At 49.6% G+C, this 14689-nt stretch carries 8 protein-coding genes; 6 read left to right on the top strand and 2 right to left on the bottom strand.

Going from position 1 to position 14689, the window contains the following annotated elements; genetic code table 11:
* Positions 1-6 precede the first annotated feature (6 nt).
* The 5 genes from RSC70_RS14460 (at position 7) to rcsB (ending at position 7670) form a co-directional block, all read left to right on the top strand.
* Entirely contained in the window at positions 7-1746 is a 1740-nt protein-coding gene (locus RSC70_RS14460; protein WP_332542845.1) for an ATP-binding cassette domain-containing protein, read from the top strand.
* Complete coding sequence (locus RSC70_RS14465; RefSeq protein WP_332542847.1) at positions 1743-2888, top strand: ABC transporter permease; 1146 nt, start codon at positions 1743-1745, stop codon at positions 2886-2888. Before RSC70_RS14460 ends, RSC70_RS14465 begins: the two co-directional genes overlap by 4 nt.
* 9 nt (positions 2889-2897) lie before the next feature.
* Positions 2898-4022 carry an ABC transporter permease gene (locus tag RSC70_RS14470; RefSeq protein WP_103009988.1) on the top strand — a complete coding sequence of 375 codons (1125 nt, stop codon included), beginning with the start codon at positions 2898-2900 and terminating at the stop codon, positions 4020-4022.
* A gap of 299 nt (positions 4023-4321) precedes the next feature.
* Positions 4322-7027, top strand: a complete 2706-nt coding sequence (gene rcsD / locus RSC70_RS14475) for a phosphotransferase RcsD (protein WP_332542848.1) — start codon at positions 4322-4324, stop codon at positions 7025-7027.
* Positions 7020-7670, top strand: a complete 651-nt coding sequence (gene rcsB, locus RSC70_RS14480) for a response regulator transcription factor RcsB (protein ID WP_025798039.1) — start codon at positions 7020-7022, stop codon at positions 7668-7670. The genes rcsD and rcsB overlap by 8 nt, the downstream gene beginning before the upstream one ends.
* 124 nt (positions 7671-7794) lie before the next feature.
* Here the strand turns inward: rcsB and rcsC are convergent, their stop codons facing one another.
* Together rcsC and gyrA are read right to left on the bottom strand one after the other, a co-directional pair.
* A complete protein-coding gene (rcsC, locus tag RSC70_RS14485; protein ID WP_332542850.1) occupies positions 7795-10659 on the bottom strand; it encodes a two-component system sensor histidine kinase RcsC in 2865 nt (954 codons plus the stop codon).
* Between the two features lie 133 nt (positions 10660-10792).
* The gene (gene gyrA / locus RSC70_RS14490; RefSeq protein ID WP_040044654.1) at positions 10793-13453 is read right to left on the bottom strand and encodes a DNA topoisomerase (ATP-hydrolyzing) subunit A; all 2661 of its coding nucleotides are present in this window, start codon (positions 13451-13453) and stop codon (positions 10793-10795) included.
* A gap of 288 nt (positions 13454-13741) precedes the next feature.
* On the opposite strand from gyrA, the gene ubiG reads away from it, so the two are divergent.
* Positions 13742-14452 carry a bifunctional 2-polyprenyl-6-hydroxyphenol methylase/3-demethylubiquinol 3-O-methyltransferase UbiG gene (ubiG, locus tag RSC70_RS14495; protein ID WP_063586814.1) on the top strand — a complete coding sequence of 237 codons (711 nt, stop codon included), beginning with the start codon at positions 13742-13744 and terminating at the stop codon, positions 14450-14452.
* Positions 14453-14689 lie beyond the last annotated feature (237 nt).

The raw sequence follows: 14689 nt of genomic DNA on the forward strand, positions 1-14689 counted from the left end.
GATGTGATGATGAGTGCGCAACATGAAATCGTGCTCGACGGCGTCGAAAAGCGTTTTGCGGGCATGGATCAACCGGCGGTCGCAAGTCTCTCCACGCGCATTGCCAGCGGCGCAGTAATGGGGTTGGTTGGCCCCGACGGCGCAGGAAAAACCACGCTGATCCGCATGTTGGCTGGTCTGTTAAAACCCAGCGCGGGCACGGTGAGCGTAGTGGGTTTAGAGCCGCTGACGCAAGACAGCGAATTACACGCCATTTTGGGCTATATGCCACAAAAATTTGGCCTGTATGAAGACCTTACCGTTATCGAAAACCTGACCCTATACGCAGATTTACGCGGCGTTATCGGCGAAGAGCGGCGCAAAACCTTCGAGCGCCTGCTTAAGTTTACCGATTTAACCCGCTTTACCGAACGCTTGGCGGGCAAGCTGTCAGGCGGCATGAAGCAAAAATTAGGGTTAGCCTGTACGCTGGTTGGCGAGCCTAAGGTTTTATTGCTGGATGAGCCGGGCGTCGGCGTCGACCCTATTTCTCGACGCGAGCTGTGGCGTATGGTGCATGAACTTGCCGATGAAGGGATGCTAATCCTCTGGAGCACCTCCTATCTCGATGAGGCCGAACAGTGCCGCGAAGTTTTGCTCATGAACGAAGGTAAACTGCTCTATAGCGGTGCCCCGCAGCAGTTAACCCAACGCATGGCTGGGCGCACCATTTTGCTGCGCGCCAAAAATATCTCACATCGAAAACTACTACAGCGCGCTATCTGCTTACCGTCTGTCAGCGACGGCGTGATCCAAGGCAAGTATCTGCGCCTTATTCTCAAAGATAACGCCGATCACCACGCGTTGTTACTTGATTTAGACCAGCCGGACGCCGAATTGCTAGAGGCTGAACCTCGCTTTGAAGATGCCTTTATCGATCTGTTAGGCGGCGGGCCGGATCACGAATCTGAGCTGGCAAAAATAATGCCGCAGGTGAAAGTTGATCCCAACGAAACCGTGATTGAAGCGCAGCAGCTCACCAAAAAATTTGGTGATTTTGCCGCCACCGATCACGTTGATTTTCAAGTTAAACGCGGCGAAATCTTTGGTTTACTGGGGCCAAACGGCGCGGGTAAATCCACCACCTTTAAAATGATGTGCGCCCTTCTCAAACCCACCAGCGGTAAAGCGCTGGTGTTGGGTATGGATCTGAAAACAGACTCCGGGCGTGCTCGCCAGCATCTGGGCTATATGGCGCAGAAATTCTCGCTTTATGGCAACCTCACGGTAGCGCAAAACCTGAAGTTTTTCTCCGGCGTTTACGGTTTGAAGGGAAAACAGCAGAAAGAAAAAATTGAGGGCATGGTTAACGCGTTTAACTTCACGCCCATTTTGAATCAAACACCGGACTCTTTACCGCTCGGCTTTAAACAGCGGCTGGCGCTGGCCTGTTCGCTGATGCATGAGCCAGACATCCTATTTTTAGATGAACCAACGTCGGGCGTTGATCCCCTCACCCGCCGCGAATTTTGGCTGCATATCAACGGCATGGTTGATAAAGGTGTCACCGTGATGGTCACCACGCACTTTATGGATGAAGCGGAATACTGCGATCGCATCGGGTTGGTCTATCGTGGGAAAATCATTGCTGCGGGTTCACCCGATCAGCTAAAACATAGCGTCGCTAGCGATGACAATCCAAATCCGACCATGGAGCAGGCTTTCATTGAGCTGGTTCAGGGCTACGACAAGGAGCAAACGGCATGAGTGAAAGCGCCAACAGTATTCACTTTTCGTGGCGGCGATTGCGTGCACTGTGCCGCAAAGAAACGGCTCAGATCCTCCGCGATCCCAGCAGCGCGCTGATTGCGGTGGTGATCCCTCTGTTATTGCTGTTCATTTTTGGCTACGGCATCAATCTGGATTCCAGCAAACTGCACGTGGGTATTTTGATGGAGCAGCAGTCGGAAGACGCCCGCGATCTCACCAATACGTTTCTTGGCTCGCCATATATTGCCGCTACGGTCAGCGATAACCGACAGGCGCTGATTCAGCAAATGCAGGCGGGTAAAATTCGTGGGCTTATCGTCATCCCCGTTGATTTTTCTGCACAACTGGCTCGTCCACAGGGAAAATCGCCTATTCAGGTGATTACCGACGGCAGTGAGCCAAATACCGCAAACTTTGTGCAAGGCTACGCGGAAGGCATTTGGCAAATATGGTTACAGCAGCGCGCCATTGATAAAGGGGGAGAATTCAAACCGCTGATCGACGTGCAGCTACGCTATTGGTTTAACCCTGCCGCCATCAGCCAGCACTTTATTATTCCCGGAGCGATAACCATTATTATGACGGTTATCGGCGCCATCCTGACATCGCTGGTCATCGCCCGCGAGTGGGAACGCGGCACGATGGAGGCGCTGCTTTCTACTCAGGTAACGCGCACGGAATTACTGCTGTCAAAACTGCTGCCGTATTACGTATTGGGCCTGCTGGCGATGACCCTGTGCATGGTGGTTGCCGTTTTTGTTATGGGGGTGCCTTATCGAGGGTCACTGCTGATTTTATTCGTGATGACTACGCTGTTTCTCGCCAGCACCCTCGGGATGGGATTGCTTATCTCTACGATTACCCGCAATCAGTTCAATGCGGCGATGGTGGCTCTTAACGCGGGGTTCCTGCCTGCCGTTATGCTTTCAGGGTTTATCTTTGAAATTGACAGTATGCCCGCCATTGTTCAGGCCGTGACCTATGTGATCCCCGCCCGTTACTTCGTGAGCACCTTACAAACCCTATTTTTGGCCGGTAATATCGGCAGCGTGCTGATGGTTAACCTGCTGTTTTTAATTATTTCCGCCGTAGTCTTTATCGGACTGACCGCGTGGAAAACCAAGCGCCGACTGGATTGAGGATTTTTCATGTTCTATAGGCTGTGGACATTAATCATTAAAGAACTTCAATCGCTGCTGCGCGATCCACAAACTCGCGCCATCTTGATCATGCCGGTCATTTTGCAAGTGGTGCTGTTTCCTTTTGCCGCAACGTTGGATGTCACCAATGCCAGCATTGCGATCTATAGCGAAGATAGCGGCCAGTCGTCGATAGAACTCACCCAGCGCTTTGCCAAGGCCGAAGCCTTTACCAACGTGCTACTGCTACACAGCCCGCAAGAGATTGCACCGACGATTGATAACCAAAAAGCGCTGCTATTAATCCGTTTTCCTGCCAATTTCTCGCGCGATATTTTGTCCGGCCATCAGGCGCCGTTACAGATAGTGTTGGATGGACGCAGCTCCAACAGCGCGCAAATCGCGGCAAACTATGTTCAGCAGATTGTCCGTGACTATCAACAAGAGCTTATCAGCGGACAGCCTGTATCCACTCACGATTTAGCCCAGAGAAACTCCGAGCTGGTTATTCGCAACTGGTACAACCCCAATCTGGATTACAAATGGTTCGTCGTGCCGTCGCTGATTGCCATGATCACCACCATCGGCGTGTTAATTGTGACGTCGCTGTCGGTGGCACGCGAACGCGAGCAGGGAACGCTGGAACAGCTGTTGGTTTCACCGCTGAATACCTGGCAGATATTCGTTGGCAAAGCCATTCCCGCCCTGATTGTCGCAACGTTTCAGGCTACTGTCGTATTGTTGATCGGGATTTTTGCCTACCAAATTCCGTTTGCCGGTTCCCTATTGCTGTTTTACTTCACCATGCTGATCTACGGGCTTTCGTTGGTCGGTTTTGGCCTACTGATTTCATCGCTATGCTCAACGCAACAGCAGGCATTTATTGGCGTATTTGTGTTTATGATGCCCGCAATCTTGCTGTCCGGTTATGTGTCGCCGGTGGAAAATATGCCGGTTTGGCTGCAAAACCTGACGTGGATAAATCCAGTTCGACACTTCACCGATATCACCAAAGAGCTCTATTTGAAGGATGTGAGCTTCGATATTATCTGGCACAGCCTATGGCCGCTTCTGGTGATTACCTTAACCACCGGCAGCGCCGCCTACGCAATGTTTAGACGTAAGATTGCTTAGCGAAACGCGTAAATAGCTTCAAGGATGAAGAATATCCCCAAAATAATTTGAGCGGCTTGAAGGCGGCAAGTGAGCAGCTTCAAGTATGAAAAGTATCCCCAAAATAATTGGAGCGGCTTGAAGGCGGCAAGTGAGCAAATCCCAATGAGCTTACTTTAGTAAGTGATTTGGGTGCGCGAGCGTAGCCAACGTATAAGCAGCTTCAAGTATGAAGGGGATAAGGACTCTTGCTATACTGCGGCACATAGTCTTTGCCGCAGACGCAATGTCATCATCTTAGATAGGGTTAGATCAGCATCATGTTAAGTCTGAAGGAATCATCCAATAGTGCCGATGCCTCTCTTTCTGGGATCACGCGCAGCTATATGCTGTTTATTTTTCTGCTGGTTATGGCTAATTTGCTCTACGGCTATAACTATGTGAATGCCTACATTAACAGCAAGCAAACCATGCTAGCGACGGTTGCCGATCAGCTGCAAAAGCGTATCGAGACCTACCGTTTTGTAACCTATCAGGTTTATGACAACCTTTCGGCTTCTAATTCTGTCCAACTGCCCTCTCCGGTCAACGAGATTCGGTTACGTCCTGATATCTATTTATTGGAAAAGAGCCGCCATAAAACCGACGCGCTGATTTTTGGTCAGCATGATGCTAGCACCAGCGATTTAGCGCTGCGCATGTCAAACTATCTCGATATTTTATGGGGCGCGGAAACTGAAACCTATTCCATGTATTACCTGAACGGGCAGGATAATAGCCTGATTTTGGTATCGACGATGCCGATGAAAGATCTGTCTGCGCGTTATAAAGAGGGATATTTGGGTAACGTGGTCGAGTCGCGTAAAACTGAAATGCTGCAACAGTCTAATTCATTAGACGAACGCGAAGGCTTCTCAGGGTTGCGCAAGTTCCGTTTCCTGAATTCTTACTATTTCACCTTGCGTACCACTTTTAATAACCCTGGGCATTTAGCTACCGTCGTGGCTTTTGATCTGCCTGTCGGCGATATTTTGCCACGCGATTTGCCCGTTCAACGTTTCTTGATCACTGAAAATCCGGAATCACCGTCAGAATTGATGTCGCGTGAAGAACTGCCAGAGGCTTTCTCTACGCTGAGATGGCCGTGGTTAACGGTCAGCGCCCCGCTGTATAACACGCCGCTGAAGATTGATTTCAATATCCCGATGACAACGCTCACCGTGGATATTCTGAGGAATAACTTCTGGCTGGTGCTGATTAATTTATTGGTGCTCGTTCTGTCATTCACCGGTTTTTATTTCGTGCGTCACCAATATATTCGTCCCGGGAAACGCATGGCTGCGCAACTTAGTGCCCAGCAGGAAATGAATCAGGAAATTATTACCCATTTACCGATTGGCCTACTGATTTATCGTTTTGATACCGACACCGTGGTTGCCAGCAATAAAATTGCCGATCATCTGTTGCCGCACCTTAGCCTGAGCAAAATTGCTAGCATGGCTCAAGAACATCAGGGGCGAATTCAAGCAACGGTCAACAATGAAATGTATGAAATTCAGATGGTGCGCAGCCAGCAGAATATTAAATCTGCCCTGTTCTTAATGCGCGATCTGGATAAAGAAATGATGGTCAGCAAAAAGCTAAAACAGGCTCAGAGTGAATATGAGAAAAATCTGACCGCGCGCAAAATCATGACTACTAATTTAAGCCGCGAGCTTAATGCGCCGATGATTAATATTCAGCAATTAGTCGCTGATATTAAAAATAATAAAGAAGATCCGCGCCTGCTAGATTTGCTGTGGGCCGAGACACGCCATGCGCAGGCTTTGATCGATGAAATTACGCTGCTCACCGAAATTGAAAATCGGGATTGGCGTCCGGTGACCGAAACATTCAACCTTAACAAACGCATTGATGAGCTGCTAAAACGCAGCTTGCCTGAACTGCGCCGCAAAGGGCTCACGCTGATTAACCACACGGATATCGATCCAGATAAAGAGTTTATCGGTGATATTCGTTCGCTAGAGCAAGTGCTTTCCATGCTGCTGCACTATTCCATCATTACCACGGTGTATGGAAAAATCACCCTGAAAGTCACGCAGAAACCCGAATCTCCTGACCATATTTGTTTTGAGCTCAGCGATACCGGCACCGGCGTATCCAATAAAGAGATCAATGGATTACGCTATCCAAATCTCGGTGAGCCGCAAAGCGATCGCTTCGCCAGAGGCTCGGGAATGACCTACTATCTGTGCGCCCAGCTGTGCAAACGCATGAGCGGTAGATTGGATATTCAAAGCAAAGACGATATCGGAACGCGTTATAGCTTTAGCTGCATCATGCATCCCGTGGAACATCCGGAAGAAGAGTCGGAAAAGCTGCTGGACGGGATCACCGCCTATCTGCAAATCACCTCCGATGAAATTCGCAGCCTGATTATGCATAAGCTTGCCGCTTTTGGTGCCGCGTCCATTATTGCCGACGGCCGCGATGCCAACGAAGAATATGATATTACGCTGACAGATGCTCCAGAGAATGCGGAAGATTACACCCTGCTGTTGGTCTCTGATATTGATGGATTTGAAGAGTACGCGCCGCATCGCATTAAGGCTAACTTCAACCTCACCGAGCCGCTCATTGACGCCATTTTGCTGCTGATTGAGCAACAGATTGCGGTCACAGAATCGCCAATCGATGCGGAATATGCTGAAAATGCAGATCCCTCTACTGAAGGCTCTCCTTTTAAATCAAAGGATTACTTTTCTCTGTTTGTGGAAACAGTACCGGAAGATGTACAGAAACTGTATACTGAAGCTGAACAGAGTGATTTATCCCCGCTTTCTCTGACTGCACACCGACTTAAGGGTGTTTTTGCCATGCTTAATATCCCCACCGGCAAAACTCTATGTGAACAGTTAGAACTCGCCATTAAAGAAAGCGATGTAACAAATATAAAGATTTTGATCAGTCAGATTGATACTTTTGTCAGCCGACTGCTTCTACTAGGTAGCCAACAACATGAATAACCTAAATGTAATTATTGCTGATGACCATCCAATTGTCCTATTCGGTATTAGGAAGTCACTTGAACAAATCGAATGGGTTAACGTTGTCGGGGAATTTGAAGACTCAACGGCATTAATCAATAGCTTATCTAAGCTGGATGCGAATGTACTGATCACCGATCTTTCCATGCCGGGCGACAAATACGGCGATGGCATTACCTTGATTAAATATATCAAGCGCCATTATCCGCACCTGTCCATTATTGTTCTGACCATGAACAATAACCCTGCTATTTTAAGTGCGGTTCTGGAATTGGATATTGAAGGGATTGTTCTTAAGCAAGGCGCGCCGGCTGATTTACCGAAAGCGCTGGCTGCATTGCAGAAAGGCAAGAAATTCACCCCAGAAAGCGTGTCCAAACTACTGGAAAAAATTAGCGCGAGCGGCTACGGTGACAAACGTCTGTCACCAAAAGAAAGCGAAGTCCTGCGCTTATTCGCCGAAGGTTTCTTAGTAACAGAAATTGCTAAAAAGCTGAACCGCAGCATTAAAACCATCAGTAGCCAGAAGAAATCAGCCATGCTGAAACTCGGCGTCGATAACGACATTGCGCTGCTGAACTATCTTTCTTCCGTCAATATTATGTCGGTGGATAAAGACTAAGTTATCGCTGTATTACCCCCTCCCAGCCTCCCCCTTGTCAGGGGGAGGAGCACTCTGGACTCAACACCAATATTGAGCACCGTATGGCTCCCTCCCCTGACAAGGGGAGGGTTGGGGTGGGGTATTAAACCCCTTTGTCTCTTCCCTTCCTCACCACCTCAGCAAAATGATGCAGTGATTTTTGTAACTCTTCCAGTGTCACCGGCTTCGACAAACAGCTATCCATTCCAACCTGAATACAGCGCTCCCGCTCTTCTGCCAATGCGTTAGCCGTCACACCAATAATTGGCGCGGTGCGGCCCTGCTGGCGCAGACGCGCAGTGAGCTGGTAACCGTCCATGTTTGGCATGTTAACATCGGTAAGCACGATGTCGGCCTGCTGTTTCGCTAATGCACCTAACGCATCCAAACCATCGCTCGCGGTTGAAACCGACTGATAGCCTAATGAAATCAGCTGATCGGCCAGTAAACGACGGTTGATCGGATGATCGTCGACGATAAGAATATGCACATCGCTGTAATCTTTGACTTCAATAGGGCCATTATCTTCAGAAAGATCGGGGAGTAATGCCGTGTCTTCTGGCACAAAGATGCGGCGTAGAATACTCAATAATTCTAGCGGTGCCGCCGTGCTGAGCACCCATGAACCATCCTCTTTGCGTTTTGCATGACCTAAATATTCTGCGGATAAGCGGATGTGCGTCTTAACCGGTATAGTCAGAGTAACGTCATGATCTGAAATCAAAATGCCCTGCTCATCGCAGTGTTCGCTGGCGCTGCATAGACGAACATCCGCACCGGCCATGGTCAGAAGTTTCAACAGATACGCTTCCAAGCGCGCATTGTGGATCTCAAGCCAAACAGTTTTTTGTGCTAGGGCAGCAATTTCAGGCGCTGACTCCACCGCCTGATACATCGGAATACGCACGGTAAATATGCTGCCCATTCCCGGCTCGGATTCCACGGCAATATCGCCATCCATCAGACTGACCAGTTTTTCACAGATGGCCAGCCCCAAACCGGTTCCTTGGAAATGGCGCTGCACGCCGGTTCCTACTTGGAAGAAAGGATCGAACAGCTTCATCACGTCGCGGAACGGAATACCTAAGCCAGTATCACGTACGCGGAACTCAAGATAGAAATCCTGTACCCGTACCTGAAGGATAATGCAGCCGGTGTCGGTAAATTTGATCGCGTTGCTCAGCAAGTTCGACAGCACCTGCTGAATACGCATGATATCGCCAGAAACGGAGTCTGGTACTTCTGGCTCAATAAAGCAGTACATCGCCAAGCGCTTGCGGACCACCAGCGGCAAGTAGTTGCCGATGATATGCGGGATCACCTTACGCGGCTCGAAGGTTCCCGGCTCTATTTTGAGCTGTTCGGATTCGATCTTGGAGAAATCAAGAATGTCGCTGATGATTTTAAGCAGCAGCCCCGAGGAGTTACTCATCGCCGCCAGTAGACGCTGGGTTTCTTCCGGCAGCGACTTAGTTTGCAGCAGGTCGAGATTACCAATGATGCCATACAGCGGCGTTCTCAACTCATGGCTGACCGTCGCTAGGAACATTGATTTCGACTGGCTGGCCTGCTCGGCGGCATTGGCCAGCTCTTGCAATGACTCTTCAATTTTAACGCGCGCGCTCACGTCGATCATGACGCAAATCGCCACATCCTCATTGCGATAGCGGGAATGAACAAAGCTAATTTGTAGATTCTGATTCTGGCTGGTGATGACGTCAACCACGCTGCTGGGTTGCTCGCAGATAATGCGCGTGATCCGATGGCGGTCTTCAGAGGTAAACAGGCTGATATAATTATGCGCCAGTTCATTACTCAGAATATTGCTACCGTCTTTAATTCGCAGAATACAAATGCCCACCGGCGCAGAGGCGACAATTTTACGGTTAAATTGCTCATGTTCCTCAAGACGAAACGCATTATTTTCTGCCGGAGAAAACATTTTTCGCTCAAATAACCACGTCAATACACACAGAATAAGCGCGCTGATTAAGTTAAGGATCACCGCATTAATCAGGAGCAAATTAAAACGCTCGAGCAATACGCTGGTCGGCAGTGAATAGACAATGCTTAATCCCGACGGGCTCAGTTTCTTTTTCAGCAACAGGGTGTCATAGCCGCTGTTATAGCCAAAATAGTTATCGTCGTTCGGAATACCTGAAAGGGCGGGTTGCTCACCGCCGTTTTCAGTGTAGGTCATTAAGACGTCGTTATTTTCATTCAACAATGTGACGCCCACCGGCAGCGTAGAAGGATTGGTAAAATCCTCTAAGCGAATATTTTGCTCGGTGCCTAGCAGTGCTTCCAGTTTATTGGCGATGTAAACCGGCGTAATAACATAAAGCGCCCCAACGTCATTTTGAGTACCTGGGATCACCCAGAACAGCGTATGTTCTTTCTCTTTATTATTGCTGTTTTGGAACATCAAAATACGCTGATGCAGATTGCGGAACACATTGCTTTGGTCGAGTGGCGTATTGCGAATACCAAAATCAGCCAGACATAAGCTGTCGCCGCCGATAAAGAAGATTCGGTTTAGGTCATACGCAGCAACGAAATTCTCTTTCCAATAGTTGATGAAATTGCTGAGCGACTCTAACGAGTTCTGGTAATTATCACTCAGCAGCTGACAGTCTGACTCAGGAAAAATAGGCGTCAGCGGCGGGAGCGTATTCTTTCCACTGAATACGCCGTTGATCATATCTAGCCCAGTCACAGACCAGCTCAGTCGATTTTCCGCAATATAGCGAATATCCCGCATGATGCTTGAGGAGTGTTTGATCACCCCCTGCGCCTGATCAAAATTCAGGTTGAAGTCTTGGCGGATGTCCGACTCTTTCTCATGAAATTCATTGAGAATATAAAACGTGGTCAGCAAAGCGCCCAAGATCCACAGCATCAGCGCCAGCGTTCGGAATAGATAGCGTGAAATTCGCAGCGTTGTTCGGAAAGAGGCTAGATATTTCAAAGGATTACCATAGCAGAAAACGGACTGTTAAACGAAAGGCCTACATTCAAGTATCACACTAGTCACTAGAGATAAAAAAAGCCAGTACAAACATCTGCACTGGCTTTTTATCGAGTCAACGAAACGCTAGCAATTAGGCGTTTTCGTCGCCCTCTTCATCATCAGACTCTGAAGCATCATCAACGCTTTCAGCATCGTCCGCGACATCAGCAACATCGCCGTCAACTACCGCATTCTCTTCACCATCGAGAACTTCATCATCCTCTTCTGGTTCAGCAACGCGCTGCAAGCCAACAACGTGCTCGTCTTCTGCGGTGCGGATCAGCGTAACACCTTGGGTGTTACGACCAACAACGCTCACCTCAGCCACGCGGGTACGTACCAACGTGCCTGCATCGGTGATCATCATAATCTGATCGCATTCGTCGACCTGAACAGCGCCAACCACGTTACCATTACGCTCGCTGACCTTGATAGAGATAACCCCCTGAGTCGCACGGGACTTGGTTGGGTACTCTGCCACGCCGGTACGCTTACCATAACCATTTTCGGTCACGGTCAGGATATCGCCTTCGCCACGAGGAATGATCAGCGACACAACGCGGTCTTCACCGTTGAGGTTGATACCACGTACGCCCGTTGCGGTACGGCCCATAGAACGCACTTGGCTTTCTGGGAAACGCACCACTTTACCGGCCGCAGAGAACAGCATCACTTCGTTGCTGCCGTCGGTCAGATCAACGCCAATCAGCTCATCGCCTTCGTTCAGATTCACGGCAATAATACCCGCGCTGCGAGGACGGCTGAAATCGGTCAGCGCAGTTTTCTTCACGGTACCGCTCGCGGTTGCCATGAAGACGTGACGACCTTCTTCGTATTCGCGCACCGGAAGAATAGCGGTAATACGTTCGTTGGCTTCCAGCGGCAGCAGGTTGATGATCGGACGACCACGCGCACCACGGCTCGCTTCAGGCAACTGATAGACCTTCATCCAGTACAAACGACCACGGCTTGAGAAGCACAGAATGGTGTCATGCGTGTTGGCCACCAGCAGGCGGTCAATGAAGTCTTCTTCTTTAATACGTGCTGCGGACTTACCTTTACCACCACGACGCTGTGCTTCGTAGTCGGTCAGAGGCTGGTATTTCACATAGCCCTGATGCGACAAGGTCACCACGACGTCTTCCTGCGAAATCAAATCTTCGATGTTGATATCAGCAGTGTTTTCAGTAATTTCGGTACGACGCGCATCGCCAAACTGGTCACGAACCGCGATCAGTTCTTCGCGAATCACTTCCATCAGGCGATCTGGGCTTTCCAGAATGAAGATCAGCGCAGCGATCTGCTCTAACAGATCTTTGTATTCGTCGAGCAGCTTCTCATGCTCAAGGCCGGTCAGTTTCTGCAAACGCAGATCCAGAATAGCCTGTGCCTGCTGTTCAGTCAGATAGTAATGACCTTCACGAATACCGAACTCTGGCTCCAACCATTCAGGGCGCGCAGCGTTATCGCCAGCACGTTCCAGCATCGCTGCAACGGTGCCCAGCTCCCAACCACGTGCAACCAGCAGCGCTTTCGCTTCTGCAGGGTTTGGCGCATGGCGGATAAGCTCAATGATTGGGTCGATGTTCGACAACGCAATCGCCAAACCTTCCAAGATGTGCGCACGATCGCGAGCTTTGCGCAGTTCAAAGATGGTACGACGAGTGACAACTTCGCGGCGGTGGCGAACGAATGCCTGTAGGCAATCTTTCAGCGTCAGCAGTTTAGGCTGTCCCTGATGCAGCGCCACCATGTTGATACCAAACGTCACCTGCATTTGCGTCAGTGAGTACAGGTGGTTCAGAACCACTTCGCCCACGGCGTCACGTTTGATTTCAATAACAATACGCATACCGTCTTTATCAGACTCATCGCGCAGGGCGCTGATGCCTTCCAGACGTTTTTCTTTTACCAGCTCGGCAATTTTCTCGATCAGGCGAGCTTTGTTCACCTGATAAGGAATTTCATGCACGATGATGGTTTCGCGGCCGGTTTTTTCGTCCGCTTCAACTTCGGCTTTGGCACGGATATACACCTTGCCGCGCCCAGTGCGATACGCTTCCTCAATACCACGGCGACCGTTGATGATCGCGGCTGTTGGGAAATCCGGGCCAGGGATATGCTGCATCAGGCCTTCAACCGTAATGTTTTCGTCATCAATATAGGCCAAGCAGCCATTGATCACTTCATTCAGGTTGTGTGGAGGAATATTGGTTGCCATACCTACGGCGATACCGGAAGAACCGTTTACCAGTAAGTTTGGAACTTTGGTTGGCAACACCGCTGGGATTTGCTCGGTGCCGTCATAGTTAGGCACGAAATCAACGGTCTCTTTTTCCAGATCCGCTAACAGTTCGTGAGCAATTTTGGACATACGGATTTCGGTATAACGCATTGCTGCGGCGGAGTCGCCATCAACAGAACCGAAGTTACCCTGTCCATCAACCAACATGTAACGCAGCGAGAACGGCTGAGCCATACGAACGATAGTATCGTATACCGCGCTATCACCATGTGGATGGTATTTACCGATAACGTCCCCGACGATACGGGCCGATTTTTTATATGCTTTATTCCAGTCATTGCCCAATACATTCATCGCGAACAGAACGCGACGGTGAACTGGCTTCAGTCCATCACGAACATCCGGCAGCGCACGCCCGACGATAACGGACATGGCGTAATCCAGATACGAGTTTTTCAACTCTTCTTCGATGTTGACCGGCGTAATCTCTCTGGCAAGGTCGCTCATGGAGCTGCTATCCCTCTACTGACTTCTGATGATTCATCTGCTGCCGCTACCCTAACAGACACCCTTGGGTATATTCATCGAATAGATCAAAGCGCATACACGATGACAAAGACCGCGAATTATATCATAAAGCCGGATTTAGTGCGAAACCCTGTGCGCTTTTCAATGCACGGCGGAATTAACCTCATTTAGCCAAGAATCTGTATAATCCACAGCAGTACTTTTCTCAAAAAATTATTTTCGGGTGAATGATTCACGCCACCAGAAATATCTTAGAAGGAGTGTTCGGTGTCTGAACAAAACGTAGACCATCAGGAAATTGCTAAATTTGAAGCCGTGGCATCGCGCTGGTGGGATCTCGAAGGGGAATTTAAACCCCTGCACCGCATTAACCCTCTGCGCCTGAACTATATCCAGCAACGCGCCGACGGTGTATTTGGTAAGAAAATCCTCGATGTTGGCTGCGGCGGCGGCATTCTGGCTGAAAGCATGGCGCGCGAAGGTGCCGATGTCACTGGCTTAGATATGGGCGCGGAGCCCCTACAGGTCGCCCGTTTGCATTCACTGGAAACCGGCATCAAAGTCACCTACGTTCAAGAAACCGTTGAGCAGCACGCCGATGAACATGCGGGGCTCTACGATATTGTCACCTGCATGGAAATGCTGGAACACGTTCCCGATCCACGCTCCGTTGTGTTGGCATGCGCCAAGCTGGTAAAACCCGGCGGACACGTTTTCTTCTCGACGATTAACCGCAATAACAAAGCCTGGCTGATGGCGGTTATTGGCGCTGAATACGTACTGAAGATGGTGCCAAAGGGAACTCACGATGTGAAAAAATTCATTCGCCCAGCGGAGTTAATCGGTTGGATCGACGAAACCCCGCTGCGCGAACGCAATATGATTGGCCTGCATTACAACCTGTTAACGGACAAGTTCAAGCTAGCACCGAACGTGGATGTGAATTATATGGTGCATACGGTTAGAGATTTGGGGTGAGGTTTCATTCGCTCGCGTTTATAGCACCTAGGTGTATGGTTCCGTCCGCTAGTTGTTTATGACACCTTTGTGTAATATTCCGTCCGCCTGTTCATATAGAGCTTCATTGATACACTGGTTAAGGCGTACGGGCAGAGACCACCAGCGCGTGGTCTCTGCACTCGCGCGCTTTTATCCGAGATGCCATCTCCGCTCCGGTTTGGTATCGCCCATCCAGGGCGCCCCAAACTCCGCCGG

Source organism: Hafnia sp., from assembly GCF_036648275.1.
In the GTDB taxonomy this organism is placed as follows: domain Bacteria; phylum Pseudomonadota; class Gammaproteobacteria; order Enterobacterales; family Enterobacteriaceae; genus Hafnia; species Hafnia alvei.

What these genes read in the sequence shown, in the direction of transcription:
- RSC70_RS14460 (WP_332542845.1), top strand. Translation starts at nt 7, where the DNA reads ATGATGAGTGCGCAACATGAAATCGTGCTCGACGGCGTCGAAAAGCGT.
- RSC70_RS14465 (WP_332542847.1), top strand. Translation starts at nt 1,743, where the DNA reads ATGAGTGAAAGCGCCAACAGTATTCACTTTTCGTGGCGGCGATTGCGT.
- RSC70_RS14470 (WP_103009988.1), top strand. Translation starts at nt 2,898, where the DNA reads ATGTTCTATAGGCTGTGGACATTAATCATTAAAGAACTTCAATCGCTG.
- rcsD (WP_332542848.1), top strand. Translation starts at nt 4,322, where the DNA reads ATGTTAAGTCTGAAGGAATCATCCAATAGTGCCGATGCCTCTCTTTCT.
- rcsB (WP_025798039.1), top strand. Translation starts at nt 7,020, where the DNA reads ATGAATAACCTAAATGTAATTATTGCTGATGACCATCCAATTGTCCTA.
- gyrA (WP_040044654.1), bottom strand. Translation starts at nt 13,453, where the DNA reads ATGAGCGACCTTGCCAGAGAGATTACGCCGGTCAACATCGAAGAAGAG.